Consider the following 19,766-nt stretch of genomic DNA (forward strand, 5'->3'; position numbering starts at 1 on the left):
GTTAAGAAATTTCCAGCATGCATAAAAATGCTTCAAATACAAAAATTACTAACCCTGTCGTTTTATTCGACGGGGTTTGTAATTTATGTAACACTTCGGTTCGCTTTCTTCTTGCCTACAATCGCAAAGAGAACCTACATTTCGCTCCACTTCAATCTGAATATGCACAACAACATCTTAAAGCGTTAAATTTACACAATGAAGATTTTAGAACTGTCGTTTTCATTGAAAATGGGCTAGTATTCACAAAAAGCACAGCAGCCTTTGAGATTACCAAACATCTGATCTATCCTTGGAAAATTATCTATCATTTCAGATTCATACCTAAAAAACTGACCAATTGGGTTTATGATATTATTTCCATTAACCGCTACAAGGTATTCGGCAGAAAAAAAGATTGCATGATTCCTAAGCCTGAATGGCAAAATCGCTTTCATTAAGGCACAAAAAAACCGGAACCATTACGATTCCGGTTGATAATATTTCCTTGCTCCGAATTAGTCTCCGAATGCAATTCCAACACCTTTTGCTGTCTGAACCAAGTTCGCTTTTGGATCAACAAGGTTCTGTTGTCCGATAGCCTCTGGAAGAGGTACGCCAACAACTTCAGGGTGACGGTAAGCAACCATCTGTCCAAATTTTCCTTCCAATACCATTTCGAAAGCTTTCACTCCGAACTGAGTAGCTAAAACACGGTCGTAAGCTACAGGAATACCACCACGTTGTAAGTGACCTAAAACAGTAGTACGAATATCAGCTTCAACACCAGCAGCTTTTAATTCCGCAGCTAAACGATCAGCAGCACCAGCTAATTTCAAGTTAGGATTACCAACTTCAGTACTTTCCTCTGCTAAAGCAGTACCACCTTTAGGCATAGCTCCTTCGGCAACAACGATAATACCAAAACCTTTTCCTTTCAAGAAACGAGTATCCAACTTCTGCTTAACCTTCTTAATATCATAAGGAATCTCAGGAATCAAACAAGCTTCTGCACCACCTGCAATAGCAGCACTTAAAGCAATCCATCCCGCATCACGTCCCATAGCTTCCAAAATGAAAACACGATTGTGAGAAGCAGCAGTAGTCTTCAACTTATCAACAGCCTCTGTACAAATCTGAACAGCAGTTTGATAACCAAAAGTAAAATCGGTAGCTGAAAGGTCATTATCGATAGTCTTAGGTACGCCAATAATGTTCAATCCTTTTTCGTAAAGTGCTTGCGAAATTTTTTGAGAACCATCACCACCGATACTAATTACAGCATCAACTCCCAAATATTGTAATTTACGAATCATCTCGTCTGAACGATCTGCAGATCCCCATGATCCATCTTTGTTCTTTACAGGCCAAGCGAAAGGTCCACCTTTAGTAGTAGTACCAATTATAGTTCCACCTTGATAGTGGATACCCTTAACTGCTGCATCATCTAATATCTTAATTTCTGTTGGCTCTTTCAAAATTCCATCGAAAGACTGAATACTTCCAACAACTTCCCAATCTTTTTCCTGAGCTGCACGTTTCACAACGGCGCGAATCACAGCATTTAATCCTGGGCAATCACCACCCCCGGTTGCAACTAATACTCTTTTCATAATTGTCAATTTAATATATTTCAATCAATTTGCTTGGCTAGCGCGGCTAAAATAAAAATATTTTTCCAAACCGGAACAAACATTTTCACAATCAATGAATTGCAATCGATTTCGAAATGTTTTTTTATAATGAATTTGAATTGGTAAATTTATAGTGCCCCATCTTCACATTTAGTATAAGTTAAATTGAGAAAGAAAACCAGTAAAATAAAGCTTTGGTTTTGAGCTTAAAAAGAACAGAATAAGTTAGGATTATTACAGGCAACAAAAAAGTAAAACAAGTAAATCTTGATAAAAAAATGGAAATTAAAATTTTTAAGGGAGATATTACGACATTAAATGTAGATGTTATTGTTAATGCAGCAAACTCAAATTTATTGGGAGGTGGTGGAGTTGATGGTGCAATTCATCGTACAGCTGGTCCTGAACTTCTGCAAGAATGTAAAAAATTAAATGGATGTGATACAGGAGATGCTAAGATTACCAAAGGCTACTTATTGCCTTGTCTACATGTTATTCATACGGTTGGACCAATTTGGAAAAATGGAAATACAGATGAGCCTAAACTATTAAAAAATTGCTATAAAAAAAGTATACAATTAGCAGAGAAAAATAAACTACAAAGCATAGCATTTCCGAACATAAGTACTGGCGTGTATGGATATCCTAAAGTGGAAGCAGCACGTATAGCCGTAAAAACAGTAAAAAAACAACTGGCAAAATGTGAGCATCTAATTGAAGTAACATTCTGCGTTTTCGATGATGAAAATTTAAAGATTTATAACGAACTACTCAAATAGTAATGGTTTCTTCCACAACCTCATCGAATTTCCAACGCTTGTATTTTCCCCAATTTAACATTTGATCATAACCTTTCTCTTCAAGAAACACAATCACGTTTTGGGTTTTTAAACTTAAATCACAATATAAAATTAGCTTTTTGTTTTTAGGTATTTCGGAGTACCACTGATCGACTTTATCATGAGGAAAATTTTTAGCTCCTGGAATGTGACCTAAAAGAAAATTCTCTTCTTCCCTCACATCCAAAATCCATATATCTTCATGATCCTGTTTCGACAATAACAGAAGCTCATCTGGTGAAAGATATTTCTTCATATCTTCTCCACGTTTAGTAATGTACCCATAATAATCCGGTACATGAATAAAATACCAATACACTCCAAAAATAAGTGCTAATACCGAAAAAACAACCAATATTACATCCATAGTACAATCTAATAGTAGAGAAAAAATAGCTCTTAGTTCGCAAGTATGCAAAAAAAATCTCCTTTCGGAGATTTTTATATCAATTTTAAATCAATTATCGTTTCATTGTGGCAATAAATGTATCCTCATCAAGGAAAAAATCCAATGCGTCATTAATGGATGGCACAATTACATCAACATGATCGATTATATCCTTATGAATACCTTCACTTTGCAAAGTTGCAATAGATACAATTGACTGAACAAAAAGTCCAATATCAATACGAGCATTACCAATTGCAGCAACATTATTACTTCCAAGAGATAACAATACGTCTTCTTTTTCTCTTGAATTGTTCGCTTCATAATAAGCAATCCCACTCGATAAAGCTAAAGCACGCGCATTTCCTCTTTGATCCGAAGAAATCATAACCACATTTACGCCTAAACTTTGAAGACGATGAATTCTCTCAACTACACCAGGAACCATCTCACCTTTGACGGTTAATGTTCCATTCGAATCTACCACCAAGGTATCGATAGTAATCGTTCCAACACCAGGAACCGCAAAATTTAAACTCATAGATTAATGTTTTAATTCTATCACAAAATAATGGTTTTTAAACGATTAAAACAGGTTTAAAAACACACTTATTTACTTCACTATTCAATAAATTGGGTATTTATACCCTTGCAAAATAATTTTAAAAACGATAACTCACTCCAACCGAAAGGTTCTCTTTAAACTGAACTTTCGACCCGGTATCATCATCGGATATGATATGTGTTGAAATCTTAGTAGACAAATATTGATTGATTGGCATTGTTAAAATTAGTTCCCAATCAATATCAATATTCTTAGGTTTCTCCGAATAATTCGAATAAAGCGAAACTTTGTTCTGCAATTCCATATCCTCCCAAAATTTCAGTTTATGAGAAAAATTAACATACGAACCAACCTCTTTTTTCACTTTCTCATCTTCATCGATACCATATTGAGTTTGATCAATTAGAATTGTATCATTTACAATTGTGTATTTAGCTGATAAAGGCGAAAGAAGTATTGATAAGTTTTTATTTGGCTTATAATCCATACCAATTGAAGCAATAATATAAGCAGGAGCAAAAAAGTTCGATTTCAGTTTTCGTGGATTATCAGCTGGATAATCGTACCCTTTTAACATTTGTGTTTTAAGATTAAACTGTGCTGAATAATACCAATTCTTAACCGCTTTCTGTCCATACTTGGTGTTGAATTCAATTTTATCTTCATTTTTTCTAAAACCATTATCACCTGATTTCAACAAACCATATTTTACATCCAAACTATTATCCCATGTATGAATTCCCTTTTTATAATTGGCAAAAGCATTAATAGTTGAAAGTGTAGCTATAGAGCTCTCGCCACCGCCAGACCAGCTATCACTAACATGCCCCTGGTTAAATGATAAACCAATTGTTGCTCCCAATTTCCAAATCTGCGAATATCGCTTATATCGTCCTAGTTTAGCTAACTTATATTGATCTGCAGACATCTTCTTAACCAGTCTTACACTTGTTCCTCTAACTTTCGATCTTTGAACGGATTGTTGATAAACATCATCATCAACCAAAATTCGCACTGACCTATCTGTAGTATTTTGAATCCAAATTCCAATTGAATCCCGTTTATTTTTTTTCAGCCAAAACCTCTTAAAATCTTGTTTCCCATTATTAATCCAAAACTTAACAGAATCATTCATGAAATTTTTCACGCCCAGAAATACAGAATCCCTGCTTATCTCTCTTATCCACTGATGTACAGGATCCTTCTCTACATAATTATACAATTCAGTTAAGGCTTCACCCTTCCATGAATTATTATCTGGTACTTCTTGTATTTGATCTAAATCTGGCTGATAACTTAAAACTCTTTCCAATTCAGCTTGCTTTTTAACCTCGCGCAAAGCATCCTCTGTTTTTCTATTGTCAATATATTCCTTTAGATAGAAAACCATATTACGGATACTATCGTTTTTTACATATTCCAATAAAGTATTTACAGCTTCTTGCACAGAATCAGTTTGGTGATATTGTTTCGAATAGTCCATTGCAAGTTCTCTCACAATGAATCGAAAACCGACATTATTGAGGTGATACAAAGGATCTTGAATTTGAGTTAAGACCGAATCATGAGCAAAATGCTTTAAAGAATCGGTAGAATTTTGCTTTAAACGATACATTGATTCGTCTAAACGAATCGTATCAATTAATATGGAATCTTTCTGAACTTTTGATTGAGCAAATAATGCTATTGGCTGAATTAATATCAGTAAAACACAAAAAAAACGAATCATGGGCGTAGTTCTGTTCTTATTTAAAATTAATTGGGCTTTTGGAACTTACACAAGTACATACAACAAATCAATGTTGCACAAGGCACCTGCAAAAATGTCAAAATTATTTCGTTCTTAAAAGAAATAATGAACTCAATATTATCAAAAAACAGACCAAAAATAAGGCTTTCCAACAAATCATTTCAACTCAAACGTTTGCATTTTCTCGTTCAAGTATTTTTATATCATCAGAAAATAATTTAAATTTGGCGAAGTAGAAAAATCAGAACCTATGGAAATAAAATATCAACTTCCAAAACTGACACACAAAGTCTACCTTAACATTAAAAACAGAGACGAGTTTCATTTCTAAACTCGTTTAGGGATCATTCGTCCCAACATTTCCAAATTAATTTACTAACAGCAATAACTGAATAGCATAAATCTATTTGGTTAAATTGTTCGTATACCTATACAAACTAGTGCCAACCCAGACATTTACAAGAATCAAAATGATAAAATCATTTGAAGCTTAGTTTGTGATGGCATGTACAATCAAGAAAATTAACAACATTCAATATAATTATCATGAAATTACCATTTGCAGAATCATATAAAATTAAGATGGTTGAAACCATCAGAAGAAGCACTCGTGAAGAAAGAGAACAATGGCTTAAAGAAGCCAATTACAATCTGTTCAATCTAAAAAGTGATCATGTTTTTATTGACTTACTTACCGATTCGGGTACAGGTGCAATGAGTGACAAACAGTGGTCGGCAATGATGCTTGGCGACGAAAGTTATGCTGGTGCTCGCTCGTATTACAATATGAAATCAGCCCTAAAAAACATTTTGGGTTTCGATCACTTTCTTCCTACTCACCAGGGACGTGCAGCTGAAAATGTACTATTCTCGGTATTGGTAAAAGATGGAGATATCGTTCCAGGAAATTCACATTTTGATACAACCAAAGGTCACATTGAATTTAGAAAAGCTAAAGCAGTAGATTGTACTATCGATGAAGCTTTTGATACAGAAATTGATCATCCTTTTAAAGGTAATCTGGATTTAATCAAATTGGAATCAGTTCTTTCTACTTATCCAAAAGAGCAAATTCCTATGATTATTGTTACTGTAACTTGTAACACATCAGGAGGACAGCCTGTTTCTATGGCAAATATAAAAGCAGTAAAAGAATTGGCAGACAAATATGAAATTCCAGTTTGTTTCGATTCAGCACGTTTTGCTGAGAACGCATACTTTATTAAAACTCGTGAAGAAGGATATCAGGATAAAACAATAAAAGAGATTGTAAAAGAGATGTATTCGTATGCTGATATGGCTACCATGAGTTCTAAAAAAGATGCTATTGTAAACATGGGTGGTTTCATTGGAATGAGAAGTAAAGAGCTTTGGAAGCAAGCATCTACTTATAATATCATGTTCGAAGGCTATGTAACTTATGGTGGAATGTCTGGTCGTGACATGAATGCATTGGCTCAAGGTTTAGATGAAGGTACCGAGTTCGAATACCTGGAGACTCGTATTAAGCAGGTGGAGTACCTGGGAGCTAAACTTGAAGAATATGGCATCCCATTCCAGAAGCCAATTGGTGGTCATGCCATTTTTGTGGATGCTAAGAAAATTTTGAGTCATATTCCTAAAGAAGAATTTCAAGCACAAACATTAGGTTGCGAGCTGTATTTAGAAGCTGGTATTCGTGGTGTTGAGATTGGCGCTATTCTTGCGGATAGAGATCCTGAGACCAGAGAAAATCGTTACCCTGATTTAGAGTTGTTGCGTTTAGCTATTCCTAGAAGAACCTATACAAACAACCATATGGATGTTATTGCTGCGGCTTTCAAAAATGTATATGATCGCAGATTAGAAATTAAGAATGGATTTAAAATTGTTGATGAAGCTCCAATTATGAGACACTTCACCGTTCAGTTAGAGAAAATCGACTAAGACAAAATCAAATCTTTATATTGCAAGGCTCCCTTTTGGGAGCTTTTTTTTTTTAATTCAAATAAAGAAATCAGTCTTTAATAATTTTTATTTTTTAGTACGTGTAAAATTCCTTAATTTTAGAAAAGATCAATAAATCAGAGAAATAAACAAACCAACACAAACCTTTAATAAAGAAAAAAAGAAGCAAATCCTAACCTAAATTAACAAGCTATGACTACAATTGATCTTAAAGTAACACTACAATTAAACGAGGAGGAATATTTTAAAGTTGGTGATCACATTTTCACTAAAAATGACAAATTAAAGTCTCTTGAAGATAAACTACATTTCTGTGGATCTTCAGCCATTAAAGTCTTTAAGGAGTACGAAAGCCTTTTAACCATGGAAATCATGAACGATTGGTCGAGGCTGATTAAGGCATTAAACCAAACCACTTCGTGTTGTGCTGTTTGGGATAATAAAAAAATTATCACCGAATTAGTAGAAAAAAGAGAACATCCCGTATCGTGGTATGTTAAAAATTGCAGAATTTGTTAATTGCCTGCACATTGCTACAAAAGGACTTTCTATACAGAAAGTCTTTTTTTATGGACTTACTGCATAATAAACTGCAATAAAATGAGACAAGCTGCCACCAAACACAAACAAGTGCCAAATGAAATGATTGAATGGCAACCTTTTCCACACATAGAACACAACGCCCAACATGTAAAACAAGCCTCCAACAAATAGCCACTTAAGACTTAAAACAGGAAGGGCTGAACTAAACGCTTTAAAATTGAAGACAAGAATCCATGCCATAAATAGATAGAGTAATAAAGATATCCAACGGTATTTTCCCAATAAATAGAGTTTGTATATGGTTCCCAACACCACCAAAATCCACAATATTGCCAAATACATTTTCCCTACAAAATTATCCAGATAAATCACAAGAAAAGGTGTATATGTTCCAGCAATCATTATAAAAATACTAATGTGATCGAGCTTACGGAACAAACTCCTTCTGGGATGATCAACCATATAATGATACAGCGATGAAGAACTATAAAGAATCAAAAATCCTAAAATGAATACCAAAACTGCTATAAATCCCTGCCAAGTCTGAGTTTGCCAGGTAGTATAAAGCAACCAAGTTCCAGCGGGGACTACAAACAAAATTCCCAGTGAGTGCGAAATCCAATTCATCAATTCATGAATCGACTCTTTGTCAGTTAAAAATCTCTTCTTCTCTCCCTCTGCCCAACTTATTAATATTAAGATCCACTTCATAGTGCGTATTTAAAGATTATAGCTCTTGTATCTAATGTCTGAAAAAGAAATGAACTTTCAAAAAAACAGAAATTCAATTTACACTCATTACAAATAGTTTCACACCCCTATATATAAAAGGCGTTTGGAATTGAGATGATCACATAATTTCTTTCAGTAAAAGAAAATATGCGCAACAACACATTCTACATGTTTTCATATTTATATATTGCAAAATCTAAACATCTTAATAACTATAATTGTAACGACATGAAAAAATTAGCTATCCTGGTTTTAAGTATCATTTGTTTGTATACAAGTTATGCACAAGAAACTAAACTATCTCCTTATTTTAAGGTTGGCAATTCATCGGAGAACATTAATACCCTAGCTGATCAAATTAAGACACAACTTCAATTTAAAGAATTTGAAATTATTGGTGATTATCAACCAGAATCGAATCCAAACCTGAAAGTTATTTGTTTCACAAGAAGCGATTTGAATGAACTTTGTTTAAAATCGAAAGATCGTGGGGCTTTGGCTAGTGTGATAAAAGTTGGTTTAGTTAAAAAAGGTGATAATATCGATATCAGTCTGCTTAACCCAGATTATATGTTTTGTGCATATTTACAAAATTACGAAACGGATAAAAACAAATTTACCTCAATTACCAATGATGTAAAAAATGCTCTAAGTTCTATTGGCTCAGAGTTCTCAAAATTTGGTGGAGAAGTTAAAATTCCAGCATTAAAGAAATATCATTATAAAATGATGATGCCATACTTTAAAGATCCGGTTGAACTAAACGAATTTGCAAGTTTTGAAGAAGGGCTGGAGTTGATTCGTAAAAACCTAAAAGCTGAAACAGGAAATACAAAATTGATTTACGAACAAATTTTCCCAGATAAAAAAACTGCCGTTTTTGGAATTGGATTACATGATGCTGAAGATGGAGAGAAACATTTCTTACCAATAATTGGAGAAGATCATATTGCTGCTATGCCTTATGATATAATATTACAAGGAAATCAGGTAACCATGCTTCATGGAAAATATAGATTTGCTCTTTATTGGCCAGAACTTACAATGGGGACTTTCATGAAAATAATGAGCACACCAGGCGATGTAGAAGATTTTATGGAGAATATTACCAAATAGACTGCACTGTACATTATCTTATCCCCGATGTTTTTGCTTCGGGGATTTTTTATTGATCGAATCTACAATTTTTGATACCTTGGCAATCATTAAAAACTTTTGACCAATAAAACATGAAAAAACTACTTGTTACTATATTTATTAGCGGAATGTTCTTCTCCTGTGCAGAGATGCAAGCCGTTCTCGAGCAATACAATTTTGAACAAACAGCTCCCTTAACAAGCGGAGAAGTTTCTACCGGATTAAAGGAAGCTCTTAAAGTTGGAAGTGTAAATGCTGCCAATATTTTATCAATAGAAGATGGCTTTTATAAAGACGAATTGGTTAAAATCTTATTGCCACCCGAGGCACAAACTATTACTAAAAATATTAGTTTGATTCCTGGTGGTAAAGATTTGGTTGATAAAGTAGAAATTCGACTAAACAGAGCAGCTGAAGATGCGGTAAAAGAAGCAGCACCGATTTTTGCATCTGCAATTACCGAAATGAGCATTGCCGATGCTTTTGGTATCTTAAAAGGTGGCGACAATGCTGCAACCCAATATCTACAGAATAAAACTACAGGCAAATTAAAAGACCTGTTTTTACCAAAAGTAAAAGCTTCGCTTGATAAAAAGCTGATTGCTAACATATCAACCAACGAATCGTGGAATTTACTTACAGGAAATTACAATAAAGTTGCAAGTAGTTTTGCTGGTAAATTGGCAAAGCTTGAACCTGTAAATACTCAATTGGACGAATACGTTACAGATAAAGCACTTCAAGCTCTATTTCTAAAGGTTGCAGAAGAGGAAAAACAAATTAGAAAAGATCCTTTAAAAAGAGTGAACAGCATTCTTAAAAGAGTGTTTGGTGAATTGGACAAATCTTAAATTATGGAAGTATTATCGGATAGGCTACAATTGGTAAAGCTGGAGTTAAATCACGTGAAGGATTTCTACAAATATCGAAGCGATGCAGAAACAAACAAATACCAAGGATGGATTCCTTATGCATTAGAAGATTGTTCGCATTTTATAAAAAATAAAATCGCTACACAAATTAATACTCCCAACACCTGGTATCAAATGGCAATTCTAAAAAATGACACTTCAGAATTAATTGGAGATATAGGCATTCATTTTCTCGAAGATGAACATCAGGTTGAAATTGGTTGCACTCTTAATAAGGAACATCATGGAATGGGATATGCACAGGAAGCTCTAACAGGTGTAATCAGTTTTCTTTTTAACGATCTAAACAAACATAGAATTACAGCTTCGGTAGATCCAGATAATTTAGCCTCGATAAAGATGGTTAAAAAACTCGGTTTTAGAAAGGAAGCACACTTTAAAGAGAGCCTAAACATTGATGGAACTTGGGTAGATGATGTAATATTTGCAATTCTTAATAGAGAATGGAAAGCCCATACAATCTAATCTCCTCATTATAACATTGATATAATTAAAAACAATTTTTTATAAAATTGTTTGGTATAAAGAATTTTTAATTACCTTTGGCGTGTTATAAAGTCAATAGGATGAACATCTCCTCTTTTAATTTCATTATCATTCGTTACTCTTTCATTCCCTTCCGGAATAAAAATTAATAGGATCGTTACTGGTATTACAGAGAGTTAAAGACTTTCAGCATTAAATTATTATTATTAAAAAAATTACCATGGAAGGAACAGTAAAATTCTTTAACGAGTCAAAAGGTTTTGGATTTATTAAACCAGCAGATTCAAGTGAAGACATCTTCGTACACGTATCAGGTCTTGTTGACGAAATTCAAGACAATGACAAAGTTGAGTACGACGTTGAAAAAGGAAGAAAAGGTTTAAACGCCGTTAATGTAAGAGTAATCGACTAATTAGATTACTTTGATATTGAAATAAAAAAAAGCAGCCAAATGGCTGCTTTTTTTGTTTTGGTCTAATATGTAATTTACAGGTGAAACTTTTACTTTTTAAAAGAAACTGTAACAATACAAAACTGACGATAAGCTATTAGCAAATCGTCAGCAATATACAATTGTATAATTTTATTCTATAATATAGATTACTTTTTAATCAAAGTTACATTCACAGCATTCATTCCCTTAGGGCCTCTTTCCGTTTCGTAAGTAACCTTATCATTTTCTTTGATATGATCTACCAAACCATTAACATGAACGAATACACTTTCTTTAGTTACTAGATCTTTAATAAACCCATAACCTTTGCTATCATTAAAGAAACTAACAATACCTTCTCTTCCACCTGCTTCTTCCTCAGCGTCACCACTGTTACGAGCACCCAATACGATATCTTCAACATTAATCTCTTCCTTCTTCTTATTTGGATCTGGAGGAGTTGAAGTAATGTTACCAAACTCATCAGTGTAAGCAATCATATCTTCGAATGATTTTCCACCACCTGATTCTTTACGTGCTTCTTTACGTGCTTCCTTCTCTTTTCTTTTCTGAAGTTTTCTTTTCTCTTTTTCCTTTTTGTTGTAAGTTTCTTGCGATCTAGCCATAAAATTTTTAACGATACATTAATGATTTCTATAACCTTAATGAATCAAATCCGGTAATTATTACTCTTTACTTTCACGCTTCAAAAAGGTCTTGCAATGTACGCATTTATTCTAAGAATTCCCTACTTTTTTCCAATGCATAAATTACAGAGGCAAAAAGATGTTAAATCAAATAGAATCAGTAACATTACACAGGTATTTTACAATCTAATTATTGTGATCTTAATAAATGATATTTACATTTGTAACAATCCAAATACTATTAAAATAAAGCAAGTAATACAATTATGGAATATAACAAAACCAACAACTACGAAGGCAGAGAAGCTAAAGCAATAGAATTCTCAGCACAATCGGTAATTTACCTGAACGAAACCCGTAAATGGACCATATTCTTATCCATATTAGGATTTATATTTTTAGGTTTATTAGTAGTTGTATCACTGCTAATGTCAACCATATTTAATACACTTTCCGCAGGTGCCATGCCTTTTCCAGGAATGGGTATAGCAATTGGCATTGTCTATCTATTGTTGGGAGCATTATTCTTCTTCCCTATTTATTACCTATACAAATTCTCTAGTCTTTCAAGAAAAGCTATATACAACGAAGATTCCGTGACCTTAACCCTGGCTTTTAAAAATCTAAAATCTCATTATAAATTCACAGGCATTTTTACCATTGTATTGTTATCGCTATACATGATATTTTTTATCGTAGCCGGGGTAAGCGGTGGATTAGGATCATTAATGTAAAAATCATTTGACCATCAAAACAAAAAGATCTGATTCATAAGAATCAGATCTTTTTTATTTCTCATTTGTCTTGTTCTTTAACTATTGATTATTGGTTTTGTTAAACTTAGTAGCAAGTTTACTTAGTAAGAAAACTGCCAAAACTCCACCACAAAAAGAAACAATTGCATTAAGAGCAAACAAGTTGATATTTGTTGTGCCTGTTTGCATGATTGCTTGTGGGCTAAATCCTAATCGCCCAATGGATTTAATAAAAAAAACACTTCCAAAAACTCCAGCAATAGTATTTCCAATAATTCCGAAGGAATATTTTTTGAAGAATAGACTAGTGCTATTCGCTCCCAAAATTCCAATCAGGATGCTTATTAATGAAATCAATGTATCAGTCATAATCAGTCTATTAATGTCCGTAATCCATATGGTCTATTTTTCCTCCCATCAACCTTTTCTGAACTATCATGTAAATAAACAGAAGAATAAAACCAACAATTGCCCAGCCCACAGCAACTGATAATCCATATTGCGATGCCGATGTATTGTAAATGGTTAGCGACTCGTTTATACTATTGGTAGAAGGCAATATCACTGGGAACATTGATGCCAATGAAGAACAGATTCCTCCTGCAATTAGTAAGGAAGAGCAAATAAAAGCATAGATATCTTTCTTATACTTTCCTATAAAAAACATGCCAACTAATCCTGTAATATAAATCAACGGGAAAATAATTAGCCAGGGATTTTCTGCGAAATTCGAAAATGGATTTGGCTTAATTAAATGCCAAATTGATATAGAGAAAATAGTAAGCAATACAAGTGCGATATTTAGCTTTACAACAACTGATTTAAGCTTTTCGTTAATTGATGCATTAGTTTTTAAAATGACCCAGTTGGCGCCATGAATGGTTAATGTAACCACTGCAATTACACCAATCACAATCGTGAACCAATCAATTACTCCGGGATGAGTTCCTTCCGGACTGAAACTACTATTCCAAAGTGGAAGGAAAAAATAATGTCCTTCGTAAGCAGATATCCCATTTTCAACACCTCCCAAATTTACACCTCTGATTACATTTCCTAATGCTATTCCAAAAAACAAGGTCAACAGCAAGCTGGAAACACCAAAGGCTTTATCCCAAATGTCTTTCCACATCTGAAAATTGAATTGACTACGTAATTCCAAACCAATTGCTCTGAAAATAATAAACCAAAGTACCAATATCAACGGAAGGTAAAAACCGCTAAAAACAGAAGCGTAAAAGGTTGGGAAAGCCATAAAAAGCAATCCTCCAGCTGCAACCAACCACACTTCGTTCGAATCCCAAAAAAGACCTGCTGCCTTTGTAATTACTTCTTTATCTTTTTCTTTTTTTGCAAAGAACAAATGAACGATTCCTGTACCAAAATCGTAACCGTCTAATATGAAGAAAACAGCAAATACAATTGCTATTATTATATACCAAAATAGTTCCATAATTAATGTGTTTGAGTTTCTGGTCCTTTGTGAATTGTTTTACCAACTAATACCAGGAATAATAAGCCCAATAGCATATACAAGCCAACAAAACCTAATAAAGTGAAAAGTGTATTTCCTGATGATACCGTTGGTGATACACCATCAACTGTTTTTAGTAAACCATACACCAAATAGGGCTGTCTTCCCAACTCGGCAACATACCAGCCTGTCATATTAGCAATATATGGGAAAGGAAATGAAAACATGATTGCCCAGAGCAAAGTATTCATCTTATAAAGCTTCTTTCTCCATAAAAAAAAGAGTGCCAAGCCCATCAATCCAATAAAAATGGTTCCTAAACCTACCATTATGTGATAAGAATAATAAAGAGCCGGGATATTATCAGGCAATTCTTCCTCCTCAAACTGATCCATTCCTGGAATTTGCTTGTCCCAATCCTGATAAGTTAAAAAACTGAGAATGTTTGGAACAGCAATTTTGTTGTCAATTTTCTTTTCAACCATGTTTGGCTGACCAATAAGGACAATTTCAGCACCAGCTTCTTCAGTTTCAAATATTCCTTCCATGGCAGCAAATGAAGCAGGTTGATATTTAGCGACATTTTTAGCATTCCAGTCTCCTGTTGGGAAAGCTACTAACATACTTGAAACGAATCCAAAAATTACGCCAGTTTTTACAAATAGTTTTCCGTATTCTACATTCTTATTACGCAATATATAAAAAGCTCCAATTCCAGCTACAACAAAAGATGAAGTGATAACAGATGCAAATTGATTGTGTAAAAATGCTGGTATCAACCAAGGGTTACTAAAAAGAGCCGAGAAATTATTCAGTACAAATTTCCCATTATCCAAAATTTCATACCCAACCGGATGTTGCATCCATGCATTAGTTGCTAAAATAAAATATCCACTTGCCCAGGAACCCAGAAATACAAGGAAACCAGTTAGGAGGTGTAACTTTTGCCCCATTAGTTTTTCACCAAAAATGAAAAGTGCTAAAAAAGATGATTCGAGGAAAAATGAAAACATTCCCTCCATTGCCAGGGTTTGACCAATAATTCCTCCTGTAAGTTCTGAGAATTTTGCCCAATTGGTTCCAAACTGAAATTCCATTGGAATTCCGGTTACCACTCCCATGGTAAAATTAATGGCAAATATCTTCATAAAGAATTTTGCCGCATTGTTAAACTTTTCCAGTTTAGTTCTTAAAAATTTCCACTTAAAATAAACTATCATTAAAGATAATCCCATTGTTAGTTGTGGAAAAATGTAATGAAATGTGATAGTAAATGCGAATTGCAATCTATCATAAAATATCATGTCTTCCATATCCTTATTTTTAATCGATAAAAATAAAGGTTTTTATTTGTTTTCACATGAAAGGACGATAATTAATTTTCGATATGTGAATTATAAATAGTCGTTCTATTTTAAGTAAAATAAACATCATTCTCTATTCCACATACTACTTAACCTTATTTATTAGTGAATTAATTACAATTCCACTAACATTTATAAACGAAAAATACAACAAGACAAATACGATAACAGATATAAAAAAATATACAGTCATTAATTTATTTGCATTTTATGTTACATCATTCACTTAGTGTAATTTCCATTCCATTGATTTCACATTACCTTTAAGAATTAACAATTGTTATCGTCTTCTCTTTTTGCTCAATTTATCTTTGCATTGATTAATTAATTAATTAATTAATTAATTAATTAATTAATTAAAGATTATTACAATGAAGCAAGAATTTAATAGAAGAGCATTTAGTTCTATTGGAATGTTTTTATCAGGCATTACTTTGCCCTTTTCTGGAGTAATGAACCATAACTTACAACTGGAAGCACTAACAAGTACTCGGGAGTATTGGATGGCAGTACACAATACTGCCGGATTTTTATTTGCAATCTTAATGATACTCCACATCGTATACAATTGGAAAGCCTTGCATAATCACATAAAAAAAGTAAAATACACCAAAATCAGCAAGGAAGCTTTATGGGCAATGGTAGTATTTTTAATTGTAGTAAGCTTATTTCCTTTGCATGCAATTATATAAAAGTAGAGCAGCTCTCGCATTAAAATATTCATTTTTTAAAGCTACTTAGCATTTCTTTGATGCCAAGCAACTTATGCCTTTAATACAATATTATTAAATTACGCCGTAAAATTAAGATAATTACCAATAGTAGTTTTATAAGAAATTGATGTTTTTTTTTGTAATTTGTAAACTAATAATATGGAGTTTTTAAATTACCTATGAAACCATTCCCGAAATGATTAATGGTCATACTAACAAGAGTTCCTACATTTTGATATCAAGCACGCAATATAGGAAAAATAGCCTATTAGAGCAGTAAGTAATCTGCACAAAGCTAGCGATGGAACTATGCTGATGAACAGTCTTTCTCGATAACACAAATTTGCGGAATTATGAAATTGTACATCAAATATATGGTTAGTCTACGGTGCAAAATGATCGTAAAAGAAGAGTTGGAAAAGCTTGGATTGCATTATATTATTGTAGACTTAGGAATGATTGAAATTCTAGAAGATATTAACGAAAATCAACGAAAATGGCTTAAAGAAAATTTGCAAAAGTCAGGTTTGGAACTAATGGACGATAAAAAAGCCATTCTGATTGAAAAAATAAAAAATGCAATTACCGAAGTGATTCATTATTCCGATGAAGTACCTAAAGAAAATTACTCCGATTATATTAGCGAAAAATTAGGCTATAATTATACTTACCTTGCCAATACTTTTTCAGAAGTTAAAGGTATAACCATTCAACAATTCATAATTATCAATAAAATTGAAAAGGTTAAGGAACTTCTTTTATACGACGAGCTTAATCTCACAGAGATTTCCTATAAACTGAATTACAGTAGTGTTGCGCACCTATCAAATCAGTTCAAAAAAATCACAGGACTATCCCCTTCCTTTTACAAGGAATTAAAACAAAAACGTAAAAAAAACTTAGAAAACCTGTGATATATGTAAAGATTTTAAATCAAAGTGTAACAATATCTATTCTATTGATTACCATATTTGTAATGTAATAATTCAATTACAATATGAATAATAAAAATGGATACAAATCGAAACAAAAGCAATGATGCTTTTAAGATTACAGGAAATTGGACAAACCAGTCAAAAAGACTGAAAGAAAAGTATTCACAACTTACCGATGCAGACCTAAAGTTTGAAGCAGGTAAGGAAAATGAATTGCTCAACAGGGTAGAAAGTAGATTGAACAAGAAACGAAATGAGGTGATTAACATCATCAAAAAAGTTCAACCGAGTCTAGTTTAATCTTCCTTGACAACCAAATAACAGCGTATTAATTAACATGAATTAATATATACTATTTGGAAATAATCCAAAGGACAGATTTAAAAATCTGTCCTTATTTTGCAGATTAATAAGGCTTTAAGTCTACGAAATATTAAATGATTTAGTTATGAATAATAACAAGTTATTACCAAAACGACATGCTCAAGAAAACAGAAACTTAAATAAATTGATTAATGAAATTCTTATTGTTACAATGGATATCAAAAATCAATTTCCTGAACACTATGAGCACTTAAGCGAAATTCCTTTGTTTTTATTGCATGATAAGAATGAAGTAAGAAATAATGATTTTAAACAATACCTTAACACTCTTAAAATGCAATTAAAACATCTTAAAAAAAATCAGGCTCCCATTTTCATAATGATTTGAAAAACTCATAACATTATTCAAGTAAACGGTCGCTTGGTCGATTTGGTATACAACTGCATATAATACTTCCTTTGTTTCTTATTCTAATTTACAATACTTTCCAAAATACCCAATTCTCATACTTACTATCGCCCATTTCGAAGAAGCATTTCCCTTTCATTAGATAATTTTGGCGATAGTAAAAGTCAATTGCCTGTCTGTTCTCGTGATAAGCTGTTAACCAAATACCAGAATATCCAGATTTTTTTATTTCTTTTTCTGCATGCAATAAAAGTTCTCTTCCAATTCCCCTACCATGAAAATGCTGAGACAAATAGAGTACCGACAATTCGGGTTCTTTTATTTTATTTACTGGGCAAGAGGTATCAAAATCCAACTGATAGCAGGCAATAATCCTTCCCTCCTTCTCAGCTAAAAACAATTGCTTTTTAGAATTTATAATTATAGTCTCTGTTTTCTCTTTGGTAATTTCGGTATTGAGATATTCGGCATATTCGGGCTCGATGCCATCGGTAGCATATGTGTGAAGCCAAACCTGAATTTTCAACATGGCAATATTGCATGCATCTTCAAGTTTGGCTTTACGAATGATAATATTTTTATCCATTACTGGTATTAGTTTTTCTCAACAAATCCCCTTAAATCAGAAGTCAAAATCTCCTCAATTTCAGCAAATTGATCTTTTGGTGTTTGAGTATAAAGCATCCCAAAAATAGAGTACATTTTATAATCTACCTTTCTTAATTCCAAAGGCTTTACAAATTTATTCAAAAGTGCATCGTAATCAAATTTTGCAATTTCCTTGGATGGAACACCTGTTGAATTGTCTAATATTACCAATGAGTAGAAATCATCGTCCATTTCCTCCAATATCTTGTTCCAATCAGGTTTGATATTATTCAAAAAACAGTGGTAAGGGTTCAGTTTAGTTGCATAATGAGTAAGATCAGCTGTGGTACACCAACCCCCAAAACGCATTGGGTTCACCTCAATAGGAATCAGTACTCCATTTTTATCAACACGTACCTCAACATGCACTGGAAAATTTCTCAAATTAGCTCTATCACCTAATTCTTTAACAAAATCTAAAAACTGTGGTAAGTAGGTTTTAATGGTGTCCTTCGAAGTATAGTAAACACGATCACTTACATCGGTTTCCGAAGAAAAAAGGTGCTTTGAAATTCCCAAAATAGTTGCCTCTCCGACCTCATCGAAATAAGCATCGAAAGCGAACTCCTCTCCTTCAATTATTTCCTCAATCAAAAAGCTCGATGCATTAACCACTTCAATAGGAAACAAACATTTTGCTTCGGTAAATTCATCACGGATCAATTGTTTTACTCTATCCCAATCGTTGTGACTTAAAACCTTATGAACACCCAAACTTAAAAAGCCAACCGCAGGCTTAATGATAAAAGGCATTGGCAATTCTTCCAGCTTGATCTCATCAATCTCGCTTAAACTTACCTCACGAAAAAAGAAGTTAGGATAGATTTGCTGGATCAGCTTTCTGAATTCAACTTTATTCTTAAAAACATTGATGTACTCAGGGAGTTTGGTAAATCCCAAATGGTTCACCACCCAATTTATTGAATTCTCTGAATTGGTATACAAACGACTGTTTGGATCATTACGAAAATTCTCGATCACCTCTTCGGGCTGAATTAGTGATAGCTCTCCTTTTTCCGTAATATTTCCGGTATCCAAAGCAGGAAAATCGTACTTTACAATGGTTTCTTTTAAGAAATTTGAAACATATGGTTTGTCCAATAAAATCATTTAGTGCAATGTTAGTTGTGAA

Annotated in this window: 24 protein-coding genes; 13 read left to right on the plus strand and 11 right to left on the minus strand. The window is 33.2% G+C overall.

Annotated elements, in window-relative coordinates:
• The first annotated feature begins 17 nt into the window (after positions 1-17).
• Positions 18-440, plus strand: coding sequence for a thiol-disulfide oxidoreductase DCC family protein (locus GCQ56_RS09685; protein WP_152734271.1), 423 nt, complete (start codon positions 18-20; stop codon positions 438-440).
• A 57-nt stretch (positions 441-497) separates the two neighbouring features.
• On the opposite strand, the gene GCQ56_RS09690 is transcribed toward GCQ56_RS09685, so the two are convergent.
• Positions 498-1,592 (minus strand): 6-phosphofructokinase, encoded by a 1,095-nt coding sequence (locus GCQ56_RS09690; RefSeq protein WP_152734272.1) that lies wholly within the window; start codon positions 1,590-1,592, stop codon positions 498-500.
• A gap of 299 nt (positions 1,593-1,891) precedes the next feature.
• Here GCQ56_RS09690 and GCQ56_RS09695 point away from each other — a divergent pair, with 299 nt between their 5' ends.
• On the plus strand, positions 1,892-2,392 hold the full coding sequence (locus tag GCQ56_RS09695) for an O-acetyl-ADP-ribose deacetylase (protein ID WP_152734273.1): 501 nt from the start codon (positions 1,892-1,894) through the stop codon (positions 2,390-2,392).
• Here GCQ56_RS09695 and GCQ56_RS09700 read toward each other — a convergent pair.
• From GCQ56_RS09700 to GCQ56_RS09710, 3 genes are all read right to left on the minus strand, one after another.
• On the minus strand, positions 2,385-2,819 hold the full coding sequence (locus GCQ56_RS09700) for a rhodanese-like domain-containing protein (protein WP_152734274.1): 435 nt from the start codon (positions 2,817-2,819) through the stop codon (positions 2,385-2,387). The two genes, GCQ56_RS09695 and GCQ56_RS09700, sit on opposite strands and share 8 nt — an antisense overlap.
• A gap of 94 nt (positions 2,820-2,913) precedes the next feature.
• Positions 2,914-3,381: an HAD family hydrolase gene (locus GCQ56_RS09705; RefSeq protein WP_152734275.1), complete on the minus strand. Its 468-nt coding sequence runs from the start codon at positions 3,379-3,381 to the stop codon at positions 2,914-2,916.
• A 121-nt stretch (positions 3,382-3,502) separates the two neighbouring features.
• Complete coding sequence (locus GCQ56_RS09710; RefSeq protein ID WP_152734276.1) at positions 3,503-5,134, minus strand: DUF3078 domain-containing protein; 1,632 nt, start codon at positions 5,132-5,134, stop codon at positions 3,503-3,505.
• Positions 5,135-5,701: 567 nt separating this feature from the next.
• Here GCQ56_RS09710 and GCQ56_RS09715 point away from each other — a divergent pair.
• Entirely contained in the window at positions 5,702-7,081 is a 1,380-nt protein-coding gene (locus GCQ56_RS09715; RefSeq protein ID WP_152734277.1) for a tryptophanase, read from the plus strand.
• 213 nt (positions 7,082-7,294) lie between these two features.
• Positions 7,295-7,621 carry a hypothetical protein gene (locus GCQ56_RS09720; RefSeq protein ID WP_152734278.1) on the plus strand — a complete coding sequence of 109 codons (327 nt, stop codon included), beginning with the start codon at positions 7,295-7,297 and terminating at the stop codon, positions 7,619-7,621.
• A 48-nt stretch (positions 7,622-7,669) separates the two neighbouring features.
• Here the strand turns inward: GCQ56_RS09720 and GCQ56_RS09725 are convergent, their stop codons facing one another.
• A complete protein-coding gene (locus GCQ56_RS09725) occupies positions 7,670-8,356 on the minus strand; it encodes a hemolysin III family protein (protein ID WP_152734279.1) in 687 nt (228 codons plus the stop codon).
• Positions 8,357-8,605: 249 nt separating this feature from the next.
• Here GCQ56_RS09725 and GCQ56_RS09730 point away from each other — a divergent pair, with 249 nt between their 5' ends.
• From GCQ56_RS09730 to GCQ56_RS09745, 4 genes are all read left to right on the plus strand, one after another.
• Entirely contained in the window at positions 8,606-9,493 is an 888-nt protein-coding gene (locus tag GCQ56_RS09730; RefSeq protein WP_152734280.1) for a hypothetical protein, read from the plus strand.
• Positions 9,494-9,606: 113 nt separating this feature from the next.
• A complete protein-coding gene (locus tag GCQ56_RS09735; RefSeq protein WP_152734281.1) occupies positions 9,607-10,365 on the plus strand; it encodes a DUF4197 domain-containing protein in 759 nt (252 codons plus the stop codon).
• Between the two features lie 3 nt (positions 10,366-10,368).
• Complete coding sequence (locus tag GCQ56_RS09740; RefSeq protein ID WP_152734282.1) at positions 10,369-10,911, plus strand: GNAT family N-acetyltransferase; 543 nt, start codon at positions 10,369-10,371, stop codon at positions 10,909-10,911.
• Positions 10,912-11,152: 241 nt separating this feature from the next.
• Complete coding sequence (locus GCQ56_RS09745) at positions 11,153-11,344, plus strand: cold-shock protein (RefSeq protein WP_152734283.1); 192 nt, start codon at positions 11,153-11,155, stop codon at positions 11,342-11,344.
• A 188-nt stretch (positions 11,345-11,532) separates the two neighbouring features.
• Here the strand turns inward: GCQ56_RS09745 and GCQ56_RS09750 are convergent, their stop codons facing one another.
• Positions 11,533-11,991 (minus strand): cold-shock protein, encoded by a 459-nt coding sequence (locus tag GCQ56_RS09750; protein WP_152734284.1) that lies wholly within the window; start codon positions 11,989-11,991, stop codon positions 11,533-11,535.
• Between the two features lie 287 nt (positions 11,992-12,278).
• Between GCQ56_RS09750 and GCQ56_RS09755 the strand changes: the two genes are divergently transcribed.
• The gene (locus GCQ56_RS09755; protein ID WP_152734285.1) at positions 12,279-12,746 is read left to right on the plus strand and encodes a hypothetical protein; all 468 of its coding nucleotides are present in this window, start codon (positions 12,279-12,281) and stop codon (positions 12,744-12,746) included.
• Between the two features lie 81 nt (positions 12,747-12,827).
• Here GCQ56_RS09755 and GCQ56_RS09760 read toward each other — a convergent pair whose 3' ends face one another.
• Genes GCQ56_RS09760 through GCQ56_RS09770 form a run of 3 tightly spaced genes read right to left on the minus strand, consistent with a single transcriptional unit; the run spans position 12,828 to position 15,554 of the window.
• A complete protein-coding gene (locus GCQ56_RS09760; RefSeq protein WP_152734286.1) occupies positions 12,828-13,136 on the minus strand; it encodes a hypothetical protein in 309 nt (102 codons plus the stop codon).
• 10 nt (positions 13,137-13,146) lie between these two features.
• Positions 13,147-14,220, minus strand: a complete 1,074-nt coding sequence (gene cydB / locus GCQ56_RS09765) for a cytochrome d ubiquinol oxidase subunit II (RefSeq protein ID WP_152734287.1) — start codon at positions 14,218-14,220, stop codon at positions 13,147-13,149.
• 2 nt (positions 14,221-14,222) lie between these two features.
• Positions 14,223-15,554 carry a cytochrome ubiquinol oxidase subunit I gene (locus GCQ56_RS09770; RefSeq protein WP_152734288.1) on the minus strand — a complete coding sequence of 444 codons (1,332 nt, stop codon included), beginning with the start codon at positions 15,552-15,554 and terminating at the stop codon, positions 14,223-14,225.
• 422 nt (positions 15,555-15,976) lie between these two features.
• Here GCQ56_RS09770 and GCQ56_RS09775 point away from each other — a divergent pair, with 422 nt between their 5' ends.
• The 4 genes from GCQ56_RS09775 to GCQ56_RS09790 all read left to right on the plus strand — a co-directional run bounded on the left by GCQ56_RS09775 (position 15,977) and on the right by GCQ56_RS09790 (position 17,965).
• Complete coding sequence (locus GCQ56_RS09775) at positions 15,977-16,297, plus strand: DUF4405 domain-containing protein (protein WP_152734289.1); 321 nt, start codon at positions 15,977-15,979, stop codon at positions 16,295-16,297.
• Between the two features lie 374 nt (positions 16,298-16,671).
• Positions 16,672-17,232 (plus strand): AraC family transcriptional regulator, encoded by a 561-nt coding sequence (locus GCQ56_RS09780; RefSeq protein WP_227006044.1) that lies wholly within the window; start codon positions 16,672-16,674, stop codon positions 17,230-17,232.
• Between the two features lie 96 nt (positions 17,233-17,328).
• Positions 17,329-17,553 carry a hypothetical protein gene (locus GCQ56_RS09785; protein ID WP_152734290.1) on the plus strand — a complete coding sequence of 75 codons (225 nt, stop codon included), beginning with the start codon at positions 17,329-17,331 and terminating at the stop codon, positions 17,551-17,553.
• Between the two features lie 148 nt (positions 17,554-17,701).
• Entirely contained in the window at positions 17,702-17,965 is a 264-nt protein-coding gene (locus GCQ56_RS09790) for a hypothetical protein (RefSeq protein ID WP_152734291.1), read from the plus strand.
• 88 nt (positions 17,966-18,053) lie between these two features.
• On the opposite strand, the gene GCQ56_RS09795 is transcribed toward GCQ56_RS09790, so the two are convergent.
• Positions 18,054-18,572, minus strand: a complete 519-nt coding sequence (locus GCQ56_RS09795) for a GNAT family N-acetyltransferase (protein ID WP_152734292.1) — start codon at positions 18,570-18,572, stop codon at positions 18,054-18,056.
• A gap of 8 nt (positions 18,573-18,580) precedes the next feature.
• Positions 18,581-19,744, minus strand: a complete 1,164-nt coding sequence (locus tag GCQ56_RS09800; protein ID WP_152734293.1) for an ATP-grasp domain-containing protein — start codon at positions 19,742-19,744, stop codon at positions 18,581-18,583.
• Positions 19,745-19,766: the final 22 nt, after the last annotated feature.

The organism is Marinifilum sp. N1E240 (assembly GCF_009295825.1).
Lineage (GTDB): Bacteria > Bacteroidota > Bacteroidia > Bacteroidales > Marinifilaceae > Marinifilum_A > Marinifilum_A sediminis.

Coding starts and splice junctions, on each gene's coding strand:
- GCQ56_RS09685 (WP_152734271.1), top strand. CDS start 18: ATGCATAAAAATGCTTCAAATACAAAAATTACTAACCCTGTCGTTTTA.
- GCQ56_RS09690 (WP_152734272.1), bottom strand. CDS start 1,592: ATGAAAAGAGTATTAGTTGCAACCGGGGGTGGTGATTGCCCAGGATTA.
- GCQ56_RS09695 (WP_152734273.1), top strand. CDS start 1,892: ATGGAAATTAAAATTTTTAAGGGAGATATTACGACATTAAATGTAGAT.
- GCQ56_RS09700 (WP_152734274.1), bottom strand. CDS start 2,819: ATGGATGTAATATTGGTTGTTTTTTCGGTATTAGCACTTATTTTTGGA.
- GCQ56_RS09705 (WP_152734275.1), bottom strand. CDS start 3,381: ATGAGTTTAAATTTTGCGGTTCCTGGTGTTGGAACGATTACTATCGAT.
- GCQ56_RS09710 (WP_152734276.1), bottom strand. CDS start 5,134: ATGATTCGTTTTTTTTGTGTTTTACTGATATTAATTCAGCCAATAGCA.
- GCQ56_RS09715 (WP_152734277.1), top strand. CDS start 5,702: ATGAAATTACCATTTGCAGAATCATATAAAATTAAGATGGTTGAAACC.
- GCQ56_RS09720 (WP_152734278.1), top strand. CDS start 7,295: ATGACTACAATTGATCTTAAAGTAACACTACAATTAAACGAGGAGGAA.
- GCQ56_RS09725 (WP_152734279.1), bottom strand. CDS start 8,356: ATGAAGTGGATCTTAATATTAATAAGTTGGGCAGAGGGAGAGAAGAAG.
- GCQ56_RS09730 (WP_152734280.1), top strand. CDS start 8,606: ATGAAAAAATTAGCTATCCTGGTTTTAAGTATCATTTGTTTGTATACA.
- GCQ56_RS09735 (WP_152734281.1), top strand. CDS start 9,607: ATGAAAAAACTACTTGTTACTATATTTATTAGCGGAATGTTCTTCTCC.
- GCQ56_RS09740 (WP_152734282.1), top strand. CDS start 10,369: ATGGAAGTATTATCGGATAGGCTACAATTGGTAAAGCTGGAGTTAAAT.
- GCQ56_RS09745 (WP_152734283.1), top strand. CDS start 11,153: ATGGAAGGAACAGTAAAATTCTTTAACGAGTCAAAAGGTTTTGGATTT.
- GCQ56_RS09750 (WP_152734284.1), bottom strand. CDS start 11,991: ATGGCTAGATCGCAAGAAACTTACAACAAAAAGGAAAAAGAGAAAAGA.
- GCQ56_RS09755 (WP_152734285.1), top strand. CDS start 12,279: ATGGAATATAACAAAACCAACAACTACGAAGGCAGAGAAGCTAAAGCA.
- GCQ56_RS09760 (WP_152734286.1), bottom strand. CDS start 13,136: ATGACTGATACATTGATTTCATTAATAAGCATCCTGATTGGAATTTTG.
- cydB (WP_152734287.1), bottom strand. CDS start 14,220: ATGGAACTATTTTGGTATATAATAATAGCAATTGTATTTGCTGTTTTC.
- GCQ56_RS09770 (WP_152734288.1), bottom strand. CDS start 15,554: ATGGAAGACATGATATTTTATGATAGATTGCAATTCGCATTTACTATC.
- GCQ56_RS09775 (WP_152734289.1), top strand. CDS start 15,977: ATGAAGCAAGAATTTAATAGAAGAGCATTTAGTTCTATTGGAATGTTT.
- GCQ56_RS09780 (WP_227006044.1), top strand. CDS start 16,672: ATGAAATTGTACATCAAATATATGGTTAGTCTACGGTGCAAAATGATC.
- GCQ56_RS09785 (WP_152734290.1), top strand. CDS start 17,329: ATGGATACAAATCGAAACAAAAGCAATGATGCTTTTAAGATTACAGGA.
- GCQ56_RS09790 (WP_152734291.1), top strand. CDS start 17,702: ATGAATAATAACAAGTTATTACCAAAACGACATGCTCAAGAAAACAGA.
- GCQ56_RS09795 (WP_152734292.1), bottom strand. CDS start 18,572: ATGGATAAAAATATTATCATTCGTAAAGCCAAACTTGAAGATGCATGC.
- GCQ56_RS09800 (WP_152734293.1), bottom strand. CDS start 19,744: ATGATTTTATTGGACAAACCATATGTTTCAAATTTCTTAAAAGAAACC.